Annotated in this window: 23 protein-coding genes and 1 pseudogene; 12 read left to right on the top strand and 12 right to left on the bottom strand. The window is 34.9% G+C overall.

Features of this window, described 5'->3' with window-relative positions; all coding sequences use genetic code 11:
- Positions 1 to 24 precede the first annotated feature (24 nt).
- Entirely contained in the window at positions 25 to 231 is a 207-nt protein-coding gene (locus KGF86_RS01320; protein ID WP_186867990.1) for a helix-turn-helix domain-containing protein, read from the bottom strand.
- A gap of 10 nt (positions 232 to 241) precedes the next feature.
- Complete coding sequence (locus KGF86_RS01315) at positions 242 to 718, bottom strand: DUF2975 domain-containing protein (protein WP_186867989.1); 477 nt, start codon at positions 716 to 718, stop codon at positions 242 to 244.
- A gap of 184 nt (positions 719 to 902) precedes the next feature.
- Between KGF86_RS01315 and KGF86_RS01310 the strand changes: the two genes are divergently transcribed.
- The 3 genes from KGF86_RS01310 (at position 903) to KGF86_RS19635 (ending at position 2,741) form a co-directional block, all read left to right on the top strand.
- Complete coding sequence (locus KGF86_RS01310; RefSeq protein WP_186867988.1) at positions 903 to 1,373, top strand: hypothetical protein; 471 nt, start codon at positions 903 to 905, stop codon at positions 1,371 to 1,373.
- 14 nt (positions 1,374 to 1,387) lie between these two features.
- On the top strand, positions 1,388 to 1,777 hold the full coding sequence (locus KGF86_RS01305) for a hypothetical protein (protein ID WP_211740912.1): 390 nt from the start codon (positions 1,388 to 1,390) through the stop codon (positions 1,775 to 1,777).
- Between the two features lie 622 nt (positions 1,778 to 2,399).
- Complete coding sequence (locus tag KGF86_RS19635) at positions 2,400 to 2,741, top strand: TIGR04104 family putative zinc finger protein (RefSeq protein ID WP_186867986.1); 342 nt, start codon at positions 2,400 to 2,402, stop codon at positions 2,739 to 2,741.
- Between the two features lie 293 nt (positions 2,742 to 3,034).
- Here the strand turns inward: KGF86_RS19635 and KGF86_RS01295 are convergent, their stop codons facing one another.
- A complete protein-coding gene (locus tag KGF86_RS01295; RefSeq protein WP_211740911.1) occupies positions 3,035 to 3,994 on the bottom strand; it encodes a helix-turn-helix transcriptional regulator in 960 nt (319 codons plus the stop codon).
- 111 nt (positions 3,995 to 4,105) lie between these two features.
- Here KGF86_RS01295 and KGF86_RS01290 point away from each other — a divergent pair, with 111 nt between their 5' ends.
- From KGF86_RS01290 to KGF86_RS01270, 5 genes are all read left to right on the top strand, one after another.
- Positions 4,106 to 4,585 carry a GyrI-like domain-containing protein gene (locus KGF86_RS01290; RefSeq protein WP_211740910.1) on the top strand — a complete coding sequence of 160 codons (480 nt, stop codon included), beginning with the start codon at positions 4,106 to 4,108 and terminating at the stop codon, positions 4,583 to 4,585.
- 245 nt (positions 4,586 to 4,830) lie between these two features.
- A complete protein-coding gene (locus tag KGF86_RS01285; RefSeq protein WP_186867983.1) occupies positions 4,831 to 5,406 on the top strand; it encodes a LysE family translocator in 576 nt (191 codons plus the stop codon).
- A gap of 24 nt (positions 5,407 to 5,430) precedes the next feature.
- Positions 5,431 to 6,207 (top strand): helix-turn-helix domain-containing protein, encoded by a 777-nt coding sequence (locus tag KGF86_RS01280; protein ID WP_186867982.1) that lies wholly within the window; start codon positions 5,431 to 5,433, stop codon positions 6,205 to 6,207.
- 357 nt (positions 6,208 to 6,564) lie between these two features.
- Complete coding sequence (locus tag KGF86_RS01275; RefSeq protein WP_343221418.1) at positions 6,565 to 7,488, top strand: LysR family transcriptional regulator; 924 nt, start codon at positions 6,565 to 6,567, stop codon at positions 7,486 to 7,488.
- A gap of 113 nt (positions 7,489 to 7,601) precedes the next feature.
- Positions 7,602 to 8,240, top strand: coding sequence for an HD domain-containing protein (locus tag KGF86_RS01270; RefSeq protein WP_186867980.1), 639 nt, complete (start codon positions 7,602 to 7,604; stop codon positions 8,238 to 8,240).
- A gap of 331 nt (positions 8,241 to 8,571) precedes the next feature.
- Here the strand turns inward: KGF86_RS01270 and KGF86_RS01265 are convergent, their stop codons facing one another.
- From KGF86_RS01265 to KGF86_RS01255, 3 genes are all read right to left on the bottom strand, one after another.
- Complete coding sequence (locus tag KGF86_RS01265) at positions 8,572 to 9,492, bottom strand: S66 peptidase family protein (protein WP_211740909.1); 921 nt, start codon at positions 9,490 to 9,492, stop codon at positions 8,572 to 8,574.
- 126 nt (positions 9,493 to 9,618) lie between these two features.
- On the bottom strand, positions 9,619 to 10,629 hold the full coding sequence (locus tag KGF86_RS01260) for a phosphotransferase family protein (protein ID WP_186867978.1): 1,011 nt from the start codon (positions 10,627 to 10,629) through the stop codon (positions 9,619 to 9,621).
- A gap of 152 nt (positions 10,630 to 10,781) precedes the next feature.
- Positions 10,782 to 11,240: an SAM-dependent methyltransferase gene (locus tag KGF86_RS01255; RefSeq protein ID WP_186867977.1), complete on the bottom strand. Its 459-nt coding sequence runs from the start codon at positions 11,238 to 11,240 to the stop codon at positions 10,782 to 10,784.
- A gap of 581 nt (positions 11,241 to 11,821) precedes the next feature.
- Here KGF86_RS01255 and KGF86_RS01250 point away from each other — a divergent pair.
- A complete protein-coding gene (locus tag KGF86_RS01250; protein ID WP_186867973.1) occupies positions 11,822 to 12,304 on the top strand; it encodes a GyrI-like domain-containing protein in 483 nt (160 codons plus the stop codon).
- Positions 12,305 to 12,482: 178 nt separating this feature from the next.
- On the opposite strand, the gene KGF86_RS01245 is transcribed toward KGF86_RS01250, so the two are convergent.
- The 5 genes and pseudogenes from KGF86_RS01245 to KGF86_RS01225 all read right to left on the bottom strand — a co-directional run bounded on the left by KGF86_RS01245 (position 12,483) and on the right by KGF86_RS01225 (position 14,713).
- On the bottom strand, positions 12,483 to 12,860 hold the full coding sequence (locus tag KGF86_RS01245) for a VOC family protein (RefSeq protein WP_186867972.1): 378 nt from the start codon (positions 12,858 to 12,860) through the stop codon (positions 12,483 to 12,485).
- Positions 12,861 to 12,881: 21 nt separating this feature from the next.
- Complete coding sequence (locus KGF86_RS01240) at positions 12,882 to 13,313, bottom strand: N-acetyltransferase (protein ID WP_222618939.1); 432 nt, start codon at positions 13,311 to 13,313, stop codon at positions 12,882 to 12,884.
- A 279-nt stretch (positions 13,314 to 13,592) separates the two neighbouring features.
- Positions 13,593 to 13,764, bottom strand: a pseudogene (locus KGF86_RS01235) (2-thiouracil desulfurase family protein); the annotation flags it as partial.
- A 65-nt stretch (positions 13,765 to 13,829) separates the two neighbouring features.
- On the bottom strand, positions 13,830 to 14,285 hold the full coding sequence (locus tag KGF86_RS01230; protein ID WP_211740908.1) for an effector binding domain-containing protein: 456 nt from the start codon (positions 14,283 to 14,285) through the stop codon (positions 13,830 to 13,832).
- A 56-nt stretch (positions 14,286 to 14,341) separates the two neighbouring features.
- Entirely contained in the window at positions 14,342 to 14,713 is a 372-nt protein-coding gene (locus KGF86_RS01225) for a VOC family protein (protein ID WP_343221399.1), read from the bottom strand.
- A 263-nt stretch (positions 14,714 to 14,976) separates the two neighbouring features.
- On the opposite strand from KGF86_RS01225, the gene KGF86_RS01220 reads away from it, so the two are divergent.
- From KGF86_RS01220 to KGF86_RS01210, 3 genes are all read left to right on the top strand, one after another.
- Positions 14,977 to 15,288 (top strand): hypothetical protein, encoded by a 312-nt coding sequence (locus KGF86_RS01220; RefSeq protein ID WP_211740907.1) that lies wholly within the window; start codon positions 14,977 to 14,979, stop codon positions 15,286 to 15,288.
- 162 nt (positions 15,289 to 15,450) lie between these two features.
- Positions 15,451 to 16,275, top strand: coding sequence for a VOC family protein (locus tag KGF86_RS01215; RefSeq protein WP_186867969.1), 825 nt, complete (start codon positions 15,451 to 15,453; stop codon positions 16,273 to 16,275).
- Positions 16,276 to 16,292: 17 nt separating this feature from the next.
- Positions 16,293 to 17,048, top strand: a complete 756-nt coding sequence (locus KGF86_RS01210) for a MerR family transcriptional regulator (protein ID WP_186867968.1) — start codon at positions 16,293 to 16,295, stop codon at positions 17,046 to 17,048.
- A gap of 252 nt (positions 17,049 to 17,300) precedes the next feature.
- Here the strand turns inward: KGF86_RS01210 and KGF86_RS01205 are convergent, their stop codons facing one another.
- Complete coding sequence (locus KGF86_RS01205; RefSeq protein ID WP_211740906.1) at positions 17,301 to 17,879, bottom strand: DUF1062 domain-containing protein; 579 nt, start codon at positions 17,877 to 17,879, stop codon at positions 17,301 to 17,303.
- Positions 17,880 to 17,916: the final 37 nt, after the last annotated feature.

The following is a 17,916-nucleotide window of genomic DNA, read 5'->3' as shown; positions in this document are numbered from 1 at the left end:
CCATTTCATTCTGACCTTCATTGTCTAGTCAGGTCGATACTCCAGAATATCCCCAGGCTGACAATCCAATACCTTGCAAATCGATTCTAGGGTTGATAACCGAATCGCCTTGGCCTTACCATTTTTTAAAATAGATATGTTAGCCATTGTAATTCCTACTTTTTCGGATAACTCTGTTACACTCATTTTTCTTTTAGCTAGCATCACATCTAGATTGATTATAATTGCCACTGTTTTCACCTCAGACCGTTAAATCATTTTCTGCTTTTATATCTAACGCATTTCTCAACAATTTTTGAAGAACCATCGCGAAGACTGCAATAACAAGAGAACTAAACATAATGGTAAATCCGATAATTGCAATTCCTGGGTGTAAAGCATGTTGGGACAAGAAATAGATCATCCCTATTACATATATGATGCTGATCATAATGGCACAGTATTGTATATATTTTAAGGACGTTACAGACATTTGCGAAAAGGCATGGTTATGATCAATATAAGTTAAAAGCTTCAATGCCTGATAAATCGCAAATATAAATGGTATCACGGTTATGTACAAACCAAATAATACAGGAAACTTCAGATAAGCAAACTCAGGATACATTTCTGCCGTATCGTTTGCCAACCTTGGCAAATAAAATATTGCCAAAGCAAGTACTATAATCCCAATAAGATAAACAGCTATCCTTAAAAAGATCGTTTTCCCTCGTTCCATAAAAGCACCTCACTTATCTATTATCAATGTTACTTTACCATCTTGTTTATCGTTTTACAATAAAATTTTATTAATAATTGATGTGTTTTTATTGATTTCCTGATTCCCGTGATGAGATTAAAGGAATTTAGAAGTAATAGTCGAATATCTAAATAGGATCCAAAAAACAAAGGAGAGAGGTTGTATGTTGGAAAAAGGGCAACTTATAGTTTGGGAGCCTCTTACGAATAATCCCTTTAGTAGATTTGATAATCCAATGAACTTAGTAAACATGCATTATGAAGGGAATTTTATACTAGTATTTGAGGAATTCAATGGTTCGAAGGAGTATACCTTCACTTACGGGAAAAATAAATCTAATCTTAATTCAGTCATTACGTTTCGCATACTTGATGAAATAGCCAGAACAGATATTGAAAAGCTTATTTCAAGAGTAGGCAAAGATAGAGAAACACAAGGATTAAGTAAACTAACTTACGAGCCAACTTTTTATAAAGTAAAGAATTCGTCTTATTTATCCTGGTATAAAGGGATTAATCCTGTTTTATTTGATATCCATCCCTCTGTTGAACATCATTTGTATATAACATCTGAGTTTATGATTGATGTACTGAGTGAACAAGAGCCATTTATCACGATTTCTACTAAAAAATAATGGGGGATATTTTCATGTTAATCAAAAGGAAAACACCAGCTGATTGGATATGGTTCTTCGTTTTTTGCTTCATCATCGTTGGGGGTTCTGTATTCCATGTATTATTTTTCACACCAAAGAACTCACTTGAAATGTATCAAGAATTACATTTTGCTGATAGCTTTGAAGATGTACAAAGCCTTATATTAGATGGCTATGAGAATAACTTTACAGAAGAGGACTTCACCTATATTCAAGCCAATACAGCAAATAGAGTAGGACAGTTCACACTTATGGAGTTCGGTGAAACGTCCTATGTGATTATGACTTCTCCTGGGACGGAACGGTTAAAGATTCTTGCGGTAGAAGCGTTACCGGAGGATGTTAGGGAGTTCTTTTTAGAATTGGGAACTGAAGAATTTTAAATTTATACTTGATTCATTTGTGAAGAGGGAAGAGGGAGTTAGGATGGGTTTATACGAGATGCCGTTGAAATACAACAATGTAGCATTCCAGCATCTGTTTTGACAGAGTAATTTTCCAACGTAATAAATGGGTATATCTTTATGTAAATTATTAGAATGTTATGTTAAAATGTATTTAAAGATGGTAAGGGGAAATCCCCCTTTTTATCTTTTCAAGGTCAATATCCAAAATCATACAGAAAGTTAATAACATTAACGGGGCCCTTTTTATGAGGTTTCACAAAATATAAGAAGCTAAAAAGAAATTGCAGTTTCTCCAAGTTAAATAAAAAAGATTATTTGCAAATTTTTAAGGAAGGTTTCTCGTTGAACTAACTAGGTAGTTATGTTTAACGGAGGGGATAAAATGAGTAAAAAGAAATATTATTTTAATGATTCCTATATTTATAGTCGGGCTATTTTTATTATTATACCTACCTGACAACCTAAAACCATTTGTATTTTTGATACCAATTGTTTTGGGGATAATTTATTATGTTTCGGTAAAGGAGAAATAATTTGTTGGATTACGATTAACCACACAATTTGCCAACAGGAGAGGAATATAAAGGAGGAGAATCATTTGCAAAAGTGTGAGAAGTGTCATACGAAATTCAAATGGATAGAAATATATAAATTTGTATGGAAGTCGTCGTTTAACAAAAATAATACGATGAATTGTAGAAAATGTGGTACAGAGCATATGACAAGCATGGAATCCAAAATCATCAGCATAGGGTTTGTATTTTTTATTGCATTTTTTGGCGGTTATTTGGTACTAACGTATTTTGACACTTCCAGTACTTTATCTATTTTAATATCTTTTATAGTTTCTCTAGTATTAAGTACTATTGCCTTTACGATAACTCCATTCTTATATAGGTTTTATTCCAAATATCATTCTAATTACAAGCTATTAAAATAACGGGATCGGATTTTCAACAAATGGGGGCTTATCTTTTAGAAGAGAAGGCCCTATTTGTTAACGTTCATTCATTAGCAGGTTGGTTATTTTAAGGAAACTAAAGGAGGGGGAACATTCATTTACATACTTGAACTATTATCGGCTCTGCTTTGGTTATAAAGGTTGTGCTTGGTGAAAATCCTATTATATTACTGCTATTTTTGTTTCCGTTGTGTTTTAGTGCTTCTATTCCATGCTCCTACAAAATAATAGACACTAACTTTCCAAGATGCACTAGTTAATAGCGGCATCACTTAAGGGTAATATAAGGATAATCTCCCTCGTAATCCAGCTAAGACTTCTTTCGGTATTTCTCTTATTTTTATATCTTCACCTAGAAAAAGCAGCCAATTTATCATGTCCATTAATTCCTCTTCGTCACTAACTTGAATATAAGTCTTTAGAACAGCTGTCGTTTGGAAGGGATTCGTATAGGATAGAGAAGCTTTTATAGGATGATACTTTTTAAACTGGGCTATCGCTTTTGGACCTAATTCAAGTATAAGATTCTCAACTTCTTGTTGCTTAGATAGTTTCTCTATACTCTTTTTACTTAATCTTTTCTTCGCTGAGTATGGTTCAATATTGCCAAGATGGTCGACAGGAACCATAAGCTTCTTTCGTTCCTTTATATCGAAGCACTCCATCATCCAGCGACTTTTTTCGCGGTAAAGATGCATAAGGTAAATTGGATAGGTATTGCTACCTTCCTCTTCATTGATAGTAATCACGAAATAGCGATCCATCAGAAGGAATTGGATAAGCTTTTCTAACATGGGATGGGGGAGGTCTGACAGGTCTAGTAGGTCGGGATTATTAGGGTTAGTGCCCTCAAAAAGCAAGATTTGATTTAACAGAACAAGGTCATCCTGCTGGTCTTCCGATAGTAGGCCCAGTAACTTTTCAGCTAAGGACAGGCGACTCTTTAAATACGGAAGCTGTAGATTTCTTGTGGCCATAAACGCGATGAAAAGGGCTTTCACCTCATTATCGGTAAAGCGAACATCCGGAAGTACCGAATTTTGCATAACAAAATACCCACCATCTCTGCCAACTTCAGCAATAAGAGGCATTCCCATGGCTTCAATTTCCCTAATATCTCTAATCGCTGTCGAACGAGAAATATTAAATTCCTGCATGATTTCGGAAATAGTAAAGTGGGCACGGTTGTTAATATACCGCATAATTGTATTAATCCGTTCAACTTTTTTCATAGAAACCTCCAAAAACAGTATCACTTTTTGACATGATTTAAAGTTATTATAAACCCATCAAGTGAAAATAAAAATCATTTGATCAATTCATTAAGAGAGGAAGATTTGATTATGGCAAATTATACGTTAGAGGAAAAGGAAGGCTTCACAGTTCTAGGTTTTGGCACGGAGCTAAAGAGTGATTACACAGACTATGCTGGGATAACAAAGGAGAAGTCTGACTTCTGGCACGAGGTCAAAGAGAATGGCATACTGGATACATTAAAATCTGTCGCAACAAACGACTACATTTTCGCCGTAAACGAGGCGGTGAATAACAAGATGATGCATTATGCTGGTGTTATGACGGATGCAACCCTACCTGAAGCAACTAGAGTGATTGAGTTTCCAAAGGGAGAATATGTAGTTGTTAAAGCAGAAGCGAAAACTGCTGATGAACTAAGTCAAACACTTACTGGCCTTGCATTTGGTCAGGTTCTACCTGAATTAAAGGATGTCGCCTATGTTGGTGGGCCAAATGCCACTGTAGAGATGGGACAGCAAAACGGTTTGGTGTTTGGTGAAATGTGGATTCCTGTCGTTAGGAAATAAGGTAAAAATAAAATATCGGGGTTAACAAATGGGGGCTTTCCTTTTAGAAGAGAAGTACCCTATTTTTTCACTAACAGGTTGGTACTGAAGGAAACTTAGCTAGTAATAAAGGATGATTTTTGTTATGAAGGGCCTTAGCAATAAAATAAGGCTGGATGGGGACTTATAATCCTGCAATAATATACTATATCCAATTAATTTTTTCGATGTATATTTAGGTGAAAACACTGAAAGGGGTTTTCATCATGGATATGACATCTTTTATACTATACTGCTTTATTGTGACTATAACTCCAGGGCCAACGAATATCGTCATTTTATCTACCGTACATAATTATGGGCCCAAAAAAGCCATGAATTATACATTTGGATCGATAATTGCTTTTGGTTTATTACTAGCTATATCTGCAATGTTGAATACAGTGCTGATAACCGTTGTTCCTAAAATTATAATAGGTATGCAGATTATCGGTACGATTTATATGTTATATCTCTCTTACCAAATCTATAAAATGGATACATCACAATCAACTAACAATAAAACTGGCACGTTTACTACAGGCTTCTTTATGCAGTTTTTAAATCCGAAAGTAATCGTATTCACCATGACCGTTATTCCTAGCTTTGTTTTATCCTACAATACCGATACACCTACTGTTACGTTAAGTGTGATCGCTATAACTATCATTGGATTTATCGCATTACTTTCATGGGTTCTTTTTGGTACCATTCTCAAAAGGTTTTTACATAAGTATACAAGGATTGTAAATATAATTATGGCACTAGGCTTAGTTTATGCGACCATTATGATATGGGTATAGGTAATGTTTAACGAGGTGAATAAAATGGATCAATTTATTTATAAAAAAGCTGCCGGTATTACCGCGTTGTCAGCAAGTATCACTGATTTCAAGTATAAAAAGCATTGCCATATGGAGTATGCAATTGGTGTAACCCTACGTGGTATTCAACATTATAACTTAGATGGCAATTTAACATTATCCTATCCTAATGGCGTAATGCTTTTTAATCCAGAACAGGCACATGACGGAATGGCACATGATGAGACAGGTCTTGATTATGTCATCCTATATATTGATCCACAATTACTTTTAGAAGCTTCGGGGAAAAAAGATAGGATAAGTTTCGAGACCCCAGTAGTGTATGATTATACACTTGAACAACGAGTATTAAGTCTAGCAAATGCGATATTAAAGGAACAAGATGAGGCGTTATGTAGTGAACTATTCATATCTCTCACCGATACACTTACTCAAACCAATCTCTCAACGGCTATTACGAAGGACAATGCTCTAATTAACAAAGCGAAAGATATGCTTCGTTCTGATTTAGGGAATGTACTTAAACTGGAAGAGATTAGTACGGAGCTTCATCTATCCAAATTTCAGTTTATTCGATTGTTCAAGTCTCATACTGGTATCACACCATATCAATACTTTCTCAACTGTAAGATTGAACGGGCTAAGCAATTGATCGATAAACATAAAGATATTTACCAAGCCGTTTCGGAATGTGATTTTGTTGATTTAACTCATTTAAATAAGCACTTTAAAAAAGTATACGGATTAACAGCATATGAATATATGTTACATTTGAACTGAGGCTAGTTGTGTAAAGAGGGATGATATGTTGCAAGCCGAAAATACAGAATAATTTTTAAATTATACTTAGTATTTGCGATATAATAGGGTAACGGTGTTAATGTAATAGAGATTGTTCTAGTAATAATGGATTGTAATAGTTGGGGGTAATGTAGGTGTAAAATTATAATAACATTTGGGTAAGTCGGGGAAAGAGTAATGTGACGCCATACATCAATACAAGTATTATTGTGGCGATAACACGTGAAGTTAATTAAGAAAAAGAGTACAATCAGTGGTATAATTTCTTCAGCTAGTCCAGCTTGATATATAAGTTCTTATTAAAGATAGCTCTTATATTAGAAAGGAGTAAAAAAAATCGAATTACGACATTTAGAATATTTTTTAATGGTTAGTAAAGAATTACATTTTACTAAAGCAGCTGAAAGATTAGGAATTTCACAACCCACACTAAGTCATCAAATTAAGATGCTTGAACAAGAGGTGGGCTACCCACTCTTTAACCGTATTGGCAAAAAAATTGAACTTACCAAGGTTGGGGAAATTGTACAGCAAGAAGCTATGAATATTCGAAGTTCTATTCAAAATATAACTTCTCAAGTCAAAGCATTGACGAAAGTAGAACTTGGAGAATTAAAAATTGCTGTGTTACCGGGAGAAATAACAGATTTGGTTTCTAATTTATGTATTCAATTTAGCCAGTTATATCCCAACATTAAAGTGTTTATTGTAACCACTGATCAGGTGGAAAAGGCTGTTCTAGAAAATCAAGCTGATTTTGGTATTGGTTTTCATCTTAATCAATATGATATGTTGCAAGTAACAAAACTGTATGATGAAGAGTTTTACTTTATTAGTAATCAACGTAATGGGAATCAGAAGATTTCATTATCCTCTGTTCTGGTTCAGCCTCTTATTCTATTCCCAAGTATACACCAATGTAGAAAAATACTTGATAAAACAAGCTATGAAATGGATAGGCAAATAGAGCCTATTGTTGAAACGTCTAGTATTGAATCTATATTAAATCTCGTTCGAAGTGGTGTTGGGAGTAGTGTAGTATCAAGAACGTTATATGAATTTTATGATACAGAGGGTTTATTCTTCCAGCATATTGAAGAGCCGTCTTTGACAAAAGCAGTTTATTTCATGATGAAAAAGAATTGTTTTATTAATTACGCAGCACGAAAATTTATAAAATTATTAGTAAGTGAGATCGAAAAGCTTCAATTTCACACGGAAAAAAGTGCGATCACTTCTTTACAAAATTCTTTGTTATAGATTTTATCTATTATTATCATAGAAATTATAGAATAGATAAATAATAGAATCCTCTTTACAATGAAAATAACTCATAACCGATGAGTAAATTTATTGTAAAGGGGTTTTTAATCATGGTACAAACAATAGCGGGTATCCGTATTCCGGATTCTAGGTTGGCGAAAGATGCTGCTGATATTTTACGCGAGCAGGGGAATGATCTATTGTGGAATCACTCCAATCGAGTGTTTCTATTCGGCGCGGTAAATGGAAAAAAGGCGAAGAAGAATTATGACTTGGAATTATTATATGTCAGTGCTTTATTCCATGATTTAGGCTTAACTAAAAAATACAGTAGTGCCGACTTACGATTCGAGGTAGACGGTGCAAATGCAGCAAGAAGTTTTCTTCAACAGTATCAAATTCCAGATGAAACTATTCAACTTGTATGGGATGCAATTGCATTACATACGACTCCGGGTGTTGCAGAACATAAACAATCAGAAGTAGCATTACTCTTTCATGGTGTTGGTTTAGATGTTATGGGAGATGGCTTTGAACTATTCCCTGAAGAATTGCGTGAAGAAATAATTAAAGCGTTTCCTCGTAACAATTTCAAAAAGGATATTATACCAGCATTCTATGATGGGTTTAAACATAAGCCTGAAACTACTTTCGGCAATATGAAAGAAGATGTTATTCAACATTTTCAACCGGAATATAAAAATAAGAACTTTTGTCATTGTATTTTACATTCTCCGTGGTCAGAATGATTTTTTCCAACAAGATTATCAGCTACCCTGTATTTTTTATACAGGGTTACTTTCATTCCTGCTAGTATTAATCAATCATACACTCCACTTGTTTTAATACTAATGGGAATCAATCTATTTAATACTTCATTAGTAATTTTCAACAAAAATAAGATACCACTATTTATTTTATTAACAGTATTACCGCTATTGGTTTACTTTTGTATAACATTAACTAATTAAAGGAGAGATTATTGATGAATAATTCAGTTCAAGGTATAGCGTTAAAGTTCTCCATTTGATTTTTATCAGTTTTTTGTTGGCAAAATCAAAAAACAAAAACTCCCACCCACTAAGAAACGGTTGGTTCCATCACAGTCAAGGTACTTTCTGTTGAATTTATATTTACATTGGCACCGATTGGAATGGCAGCTTTATATAAGCCATGCCCTGAACTAAGGTTGGTAATCAGTGGTTTTCCTAAGGGAACTAGTAGAGCATTAATTAAATCTTCATACGTTGTACGATACGATACCGGACAATTAGTACACTCTCCCATAATAATACCAAGACAATCTCGAAATTTACCTGCCATTAATAGTTGTGTTAAATACCTAAAGACCATTGTAGTTGGAGAATGAGTTTCTTCTAAAAATAGTATTTTTCCTTGTGTGTTAATTTCATATGGTGTACCGAGTGCATTTACTAACGAAGTCATATTTCCACCTACTATAGGTCCAGTTACATTTCCTGGTACTAAGCTCCTTAGGGCATAATTGGGGGGATTTTGAATTATCCTAGGGGAAGTTAACGTAGACGTTGCTTCAAAAAATTGATTGAAGTTATACGCAGGTGTTTCTGGTCTAAAGTCAATAAGCATTAAACTATGGAACGTGATTAAATTACTAAATTGATACAAACTATTTAATAATACTGTTATGTCACTATAACCTGATATAACTTTAGGATTCTGTCTTATAACATCAAAATCCAAATAAGGAAGGATGGTCTGAACTCCAGTCCCTCCGCGGGTGGCAAGTATCATGTTGACACTCGGATCCCTGAACATATTCATTAAATCATCTGCTCTTTCTTGAGCTGATGCCGCTACAATGCCATCATAAGAATAAACATGCCTACCAAAAACGATATTAAAGCCCATATTTCTCAAGACTTGTACTCTAGTATTAATAATATTCGCATCAAGAGGGCTGCCAAGTGTAACTAATCCAATTGTATCTCCTCTTTGTAACAAAGGGGGTCTGATTGCCATATTTCCCACTCCCTCTCTCCAGCATTAAAATTTATCGACACTAAAAGATATTATAAGATGATTTGAAATATGTCATATTCACGATAACTACTGATTAAATGGTTCAACTATTTAATATTTGCTGTATTACTCTATAAGACTTTCAATTACATCAGTGTATGCTTCTGTCCATTTAGAAAATGAAAGTTCATCATCCCAAGTAACCATTTTAGTTGCTTTTGCACTCCCCCAATCTAACACTCTTTGATGAAGCATATGCACCTTTAAACGCTTTTTTATAGCATTTCTTTCTTCCAATTGACTACAGTACATATTCATTAAGTGCTTTGCAATTTCTCTTTCGTTGTTATCTATATAATACGTAACCATCTTTATTACATCAGAAATCGGATCAGCAAAATAAGAATTTGTAAAGTCAAATACACCACTTATTTCCCAGCCATTCTCTCCTAGATGTACCAAAAAGTTCCCAGGCTTAAAATCTCCCATTACAAATGTGGGAGAAGAAAAGTTATTAAATTCCTTTTCGGATTCATCTAATAAAGACTTAACCCAATCGATATCACTATCATTTATTACTGAGTACTTCTTTGCATCTTCTACCCAAAACATTATTCTCCTAAAAAGCCATTGAGTATAAGAATTATTAAAAGGAGTTATCTCTAAGGTTTCCGTGTTAAGCTCACCAAAATCATTCACTTTCCATTTATGAAAAGATGACAAGGTTCTAGCAATCGATTCAGCTATCTTTATCTTATCTTCAAATTTAAGAACTGTCTTCAGATGATTTGAATTTATATGGTCGCCCTTAAGTAGTGGCATAATAGAATAGTTCCAGCCAAAGATATCCTCAGAATTGTCAATTATATATGGTGTAGGGACTGGTACACTGGTTCTTTCTTCAAGATTTTCTATAAAGAACCGTTCCTCAATCAACTGCCCTTTATAAAGTGGGTTTCCCTTCAAAACAAAATTCCCTTCCGTTGATGTGACGAACATGGTTTGACCCATTGCACCATTGTCAGTTTTTTTAGATGAAATAAGTTTACCCAAATTAAATTTAGTAAGCATTAATTCTAACTGTTCATCCTTTATGTATCCTAATTTATTTGATGCAAAAATTATTTCAGCAGTCATAAAATACTCCCCCAGGTTATTCTTTACGATTATTTACATTAATGATACCGTTTGCAATTTAATCTTCTTCTTGTTAAAATGGCCTGCTAAGTTAGTTTAGGCATATTTTATCACAATCCTTGCATTATTAGAGAATACAAGAGGGTAACTATTTAACTCCAGTAGTTTTTCATAATATCGTGAGACCATTTAGGCTGGATTATCGACTCTTTAGGTAGAAACTCTTTCATAACGGGCTTTATATCCAAAATCGGTGTTTCGTTAATGCAATCCAGCCCAGATACAAATAATTCTCTTCCTTCTCTTTTAATTACCCTTACAGTTGTAAGACCTAACTGATTAGGTCTATTTTTCCCACGCTGAGCAAAGATGCCAACTTTCGGAAGATTTATGTCATTTCTAGGGTGCCTTGCGCCTTTAATAATTTTATTTTTATCAACCATATGAAAGTGAAAAATAATCTCTAAGTGAGAAAATGATTCAATTTCGTATAATGCTTCTTCTGGAAGAGTTTGATCTAATATAATCTTACTAATTACGCCACCCCAATAATCATCTTCCATTTCGTATCTTTCATTGTAAGCAAGCCCAATTGGATTTAACGTTATCATATTCAATTTCCCCCTTTATAAAAACTCTTTTTCTGTATTAATGTTAGTTTAATATACATTTACGGATAATTAAAATACAAATATTCAATCAAAAGGTATAATAAAAAGTTATATTGGAAAAAGATTAGGGCATTGGGTAAGAGCCATAATTGCTGCTCATGCCTTTTCTCCAAGTAGTCTACATGGTGACGAAACAAATAAATGACAGCTTAGACCTTTTAACTCTAGTTATTTGGCTAATTTTTCATTATAATGAATATTATAAAACTAATCTCATTACGATTATTATGGAACTAAAGCTATATTAATGCTCAATCAATCTTATGTTAATAGATACATTCATTTAATGAGAAGTTAGTTGGTGTAGCGTTACTATTTAAAGAAGCAATTCACTCTTTATCAGAGTCATCTCATTCTTGCAATCCACCTTCTTTGTTTTCTCTTCTCAGGGCAAGTTACACTTCAATTCAAATTAGAAGATCCCGATGGTAATCTTATTGATATTTGGGGAGGGTGGCCGAAGCTTAGTCTGGAGAGGGACCTTGTCTTGGAAAAGAACAGATAAAGGGGAGATTTTGAAAATGGAACCGAAAGTTATAGAGAAAGACACGTTTCGAGTCGCAGGATATCAATTTGAAGCAAATTTACAACAGGTTAAGGAACAGGATTTGGTTGGCAAAACATTGTCAAAGCTGAAGGAAAATGCAGACCTATTCCAGCACAAGCTAGGGAATCACTTTTATTTAATACAAGTTTATCCAATGAAGGACCAATTCGATGTGAATGAGGATACGTTTACCAATATTATTGGCTATGAAGTGGCTGATGAAGATGTTCCAGATGGCGCTATCCTCCATACTATAGCTAAGAACACCTATGTAGCCTACACACACAAAGGACCAGAAAGTGACCTACAACAATCGTATGATTATTTATATGGTAGATGGTTAAAGGCAAATAATTATATGCCTGTTGGGTATGATCTCGAGCTATGGGACGAACGATATAAGCGGGAGCAGCCGGATAATGAGATTGATATGTTTATTGCGGTAGAGAAATATTGATGTTTAGTAGGCTGGCTGCCAGCGAAGGTTTCAGAAATTAAAACCATTGCAATGACTGAATATTGGTAGGCTAACCATATATTCTAGCGTTTTCCCTCTTGGTTATTCAATACCAAGGGGGGACTTTTATTCCAGAAGACCGTGAGTGTTATACAAGCAGTTCGCAAAAATATCTTTATTATGGCCCTACAACTATTAACACAATATCATCTGCTATCGTGCGCATAACAGCAAGGTGCCCGCCAAATGGTTTTTCAATCGGGGGTTGTATCCAATGAATATTCTCGTTGCTTTTATGGGTATGATAGAAGTCTTTCACATCATCAACTAACACTTCAATGTCAGGTTCCTTCAAATTTTCACTATCATGTAAAACAAACTCTGTTTCCCCATTAGCGAATTGTAACCCCACCATATTAGAACCATCTGTTTGATTAGAGCGGAACATTTCCGTTGCTCCAAATGTACTTTTGTAAAAATCAACTGACTGATCCAAGTTGGGGGTAAAAAGAGATACGGCTTGTATTAATTTTATATTTCCTTTTTTTGTAGTCATCAACATTCCCCTTTTTTCATTTTATAATTGCCAGCAATTGAGTTCACCTATTGCATCATGCAAGATCCAACCTGTTTTATCAAAATAATGGTTCATTGATGAATGCTTCGGGCATTTAACACGAACCGGGCCTGTATTTATATTAGAAAGCATCTGCTTTAGTAAACCTTGCTTTCTATGATTTTTACATATAGCAAATTGATAAAGTGATATACTACCGTCTGTTTTTTTCTTGTAAAATCTAAGAGCGCCGACTATACCATACTCTTTTTTGGCAATTAACATTTGTTTTCTTCTAATAGCAGCTTTAACCCCATCCGGACAAACAAATTCCCGGTTATAAATATGATCATGAGAGATTTCTATGTTCTCTTCAAAGAATGTTAGTACCTCACTAGTATCTGTAGGTATTGCAAGTCTGATGTTTATTGTGTTATCTTTTGAGATTTGCATGATTACCACCCCCAACAAGAACGTTTGTTCCTATCATATCATAACAATCTTCCCACAGGAAGGTTTTTCCACTATAATACTCCGTTAGGAAAATCTTTAACGCTACTTTTTGATTCATATATCAAATATTTATTCAAAAAATAAAGATCTCTCAATTTGATTATTTCATCCTTGTAACCGTATTGAAGAATATTTCCCAAACTTGCCTTTGAAAACCGACTATAGTTTTCTAGATCATTTTACATGGGTTATTTGTGGACAAACAGTTACTATTTTAAGCTATAGAAAGGTTTCAGCAAAATCCTCTTCTGAAATTACACTTATTCCATTTCTCTTTAATAAAGCGGAGGTGACACCCATCCCCTTAACTTTTTTCACCAATGAAATCACCATTATAAATCATGGAACTAACACAAGATGGATTGTTCTCCTTCAGGACAACAATGGTCGCAACGGCAAAGTTGTAATTGTTTTAGAATAGGGATACATAGGAACACCTCCTTATGTTACTTATACTTACTCTTTAACCGTGTTAATGCGCATATAGATCTCCAACTGTTCTTGTCCTGTATTGGTAGGACGATATACTTCGATTAAATGATAATTAGGGTCAGCTTGATCCCCTTCTTTAACAATCCAGTTGATTAACTCGTCATAGTATTCGCCCATTTTCGTTAAATCCAAAGGAACCGATATGCTTGCAAATTCACCCTCATACTGAAAGAGATTCATCTTCTCCGGTACTTCTCCCGCTGGTTCTCCTTCCACAAGTGCTCCTAAATAAAAATACCCAACTGTATGTTCAGGACTTTTTTTCGGTTCATAGACTATCACTCTGGTAAATGAATCGTCTCCCCGATAAGACTCTCTAAAGTCTTCAATTGCTTTTGGTATTATGATAGGATATTCTTCAAATTTTCCTGTGTACTTTTTCCCTAACACATTGAATTGTTGGTTATTCTTATGAAACATCCTTAAATCTCCCTTCTAGCTTAATTAGTTTTTAGTGCTATACCCCACATCATTTTTCATGTTACAACGCCAAAACGATTTCCGTCTGGATCCCTTACATCAAAGCCACGAATGCCATCATAATTCTGAATCTCACCTATATTTGCCCCTTTTTTTAACAGGTCCTCATACGCTGCATCCACATTATCCGTGTGAAAATTATAGTAAACATCAACCGCATAATTATTTTTAGGGAACCTCGGCTGTTCTATCTGCTCGCATTTAACTAAACATATCATTACCCTTCGATCACCTAATTTCATCGTATAGGCATCTGGTTCATCTTCATGGACAAGTTCAAATCCAAGCATATCCATATACCATTTTTTGGAGCGAGTTAAATCCGTAACAGGGACAAAAATTCCAACTCCATAAAGCAATTCCTCCACCTCCTTTTTTCTTTCTAAATCAAGTAACGAGTGTTTTATGGCATTTCTTACAAGTTAATCAAATATATTTCACAAAAGACGAGTTAATCCTAATAAGAGTTTATCAGATTGCATATATGATGTACTTATCTATTCCAAACTTCTAAGATGGTGTTCCAAAATTTAACAAATTGTTGGTATTAAACTAGGTTTAACCTTTATGCTTAAGTTAAGAAGGAGTTTGAAGTCATTTTTAAGAAAAATTAAGTATAGGGGGAGAAAAATTGAAAGCAAATAATCATACCCGTCCTTCGTGGAGAAAGGGACTTTTATGGGTTTTCCACCTTATCATTTTCGGAATTGGACAGTTGGCATTCTATATTTTTGATGGTTATAAGGGCTGGCATATCTTTAGCTTGAATCCTTCTGGGGAGCGGTTTGTCACAGAAACGTTTCCACTAAGCAATCTAGTCCAATTTTATGACAGTGATATCGTTAATGGAACAACCGTTATATGGGGAATAATCCTGATTATTCATGGATTAGTTACAATAGTTACTATTTTATGGCCAAGTAAAGAGAGTTATACCAAGTAGTGGCGCTTCCCATCTTGGTACATAGGTTTGCCCCAGTCCTAATTTTAACAAGTCTATCCGTCATTAATATTTATTATATAGAATTTTCGAAGTACTATTGACATTAGACTAGGTTTAACCTTTATGCTTAGGTTGTAAATAAATTTTTAAGGAGTGTTTATAATGTATCGTTGGGATGGGGGATTTATTATGGTTGACCCGGAGCATTTTGACAAGGCAGTTGAGTGGTATGAAGAGCTATTAGGCTGGAAGTGTTTAGACAAAATAACTTCATGGGTTGGTCGAAAGGCTTTTATGAAAATGCCACGCTCTGGGGTTGTGACCATTAAATCGTTTGAAGGAGAGTATGAACATTTTCAATCTCCAAAAACAGAGGGGAATGTAAGGCTTGGTTTTGCTACATACAACCTTGATGGAACGTTACGTTACTTAGCGGATAAAGATGTGAAGTTTACTGAAATAAAAACATTACCAAATGGGCAGCGATATTGTGATATATTCGCCTTTGATAATACGAAACTAGCTATTGCTGAAGAGCCAAGAGGTGAGGATGAAGCGGAATATCCGCCATCTGGAATTGTTGGATTTGGAACCGTGAATACAATTATTCATGTATCTGATCCAAAGCAGTCCGCTGACTGGTATGAAAAACATCTTGGATTTGATATCGTAGAAGTTGATAACGAAAATGGTTATGCACATCTTCGAACAGAGGACGCCTATGATAGAAATGCATTAGACCAATGCTTCTGGGATAATATTTGGCTACTACAAACGAACAAAGTAGTTGAAAAACCGAATGATAATAAAGCCAGAACCTATTATGATATTCGTCCAGAAGTATTCTTTCAGGAGTATAATAAATTAATTAAGAATGGGGTTAAACCATCGGAAATTGCTGGGGACCCAATTAATGGTTGGGGTGGTTTCCATATTTATGATCCAGACAATAATCGTATTAACGTCTGGTCATATATCGCTAACTAGCGTCAGGAGAGACAAGTATGCATTTTACTATACAGGAATTTTCGAATAAGACCGGTTTACCTCCCAGTAAGCTTCGGTATTATGATAAGAAGGGTTTATTAGAGCCATCTACCCGGCTAGAAAATGGGTATCGAGCGTATACCCCAGATCAAGTTCATCTTGCGAAAATGATCGATTCATTGAGGCAAGCAGATATAGCGATGAATGATATCAGGCGATATTGTGATGCAACGGAACAAGAAAAGAAGGCGTTGCTTGAACAATGGAAAAAAGATTTAGATAAACGAATGGAAGCCATCTTGGCAGCCCGTAAATATGTGGGCGGAATAAGAGCAGACAGCACTCACACCTTATTACTATCCAAGTGGGAGAAGGAGAAAATCCTTGTCTGGCAACGAGTTGAAGCAGACCGTAGCCCACATCCATTTAAGCAATACTTTGGTCAAGCTAAAGATCGGTTAAATGGACAAGTAGCTTCCGAGCATGTGTATGTAAAAACAGAGGCAATCACTTCGAATAGTATTATTGGGGATATTGGATTTGAGGTAAACAGTAACTTTTCTTTAGAAGAAGACGATAACATTCGTCTGGAACGAGTTCCCCCTACGTTATTTGCCGTTTTGGAAGGCTGTCGGGCAGATGATGCGTTTCTATGTTTTTCTTATATTCAAATCGTCATCCGTTACGGGTTCGAACCAGCGGATTATAAGCTAGAAAGATATTCAAGTATAGACGAAGATAGCTTTGATTATTTGATACCGATTGTAAAATGACGGTTCCCTTAATGGGGAACCGTATTTTCTCTTAAATTGCTCTTATCTGTAACTGTCCTATGACATATGGTTATAACAAATCCGCCTAGTTGACATATTCTTCAGGATTTGGAGGGGGTGTTTCAGGATTTGGGGCACCTCTTTCAGGATTTCAGGCACCTTCTTCAGTATTTCATAAAATCACCCAGATAGCGCCCTCTTAAAACCCTATAAGAAAAGCCCCACAATCTTGCTTCATAGAAGATTTTGAAGTTAAAGCATCCAATTACCTTTGACTGTTATGTGTAAATTATCTATCACTTTGTCCTTCATCGTAACATTTGGGTATAGCAAAAACCTTTCAGCCTTTGCCATGGTATTTACTTTTGATCTGGAAATACCCAAGATTTCTGCTAGGAGCTTATCTATTCTTAGACCAACATCATATTTACAGCAAATCCTAATGGTCATTTCATTAGGAACTGATTCGGACTTTTTCTTTCTAATCTCGTAGCGTATATTTTTACTCACATCATCACATAATTTCCGTAATTTGTTGATTTGAAACGCATAGTACCAAATTGTCTCTTGATCATTATTCATGAACTTTTGATGTAGTATTGGATCTATTCGATTTACATGTACTCTGGATAAAATAGGGTAGTTCCAAGTACTTTCACAATGCATGCACTTATAAATAAGCCAAATATCAACGACTTTCTGATTTGCATTCACCCTAAATTTATCACTACAAACGTATTCCGTGCTTCTCTTACAATTCCTACAATGTCGTATGACGTTCGGCTTTTCCTGTGCAATAACCTCATATTTCACTACATAATTTAAACTCATAACCCGCTCCTCTATTTTCCAGAGGAACGCTAATAAT

The organism is Ornithinibacillus massiliensis, assembly GCF_018310345.1.
Classification (GTDB): Bacteria; Bacillota; Bacilli; order Bacillales; family Amphibacillaceae; genus Ornithinibacillus; species Ornithinibacillus massiliensis.
This window is presented reverse-complemented; position numbering and strand designations above follow the sequence as displayed.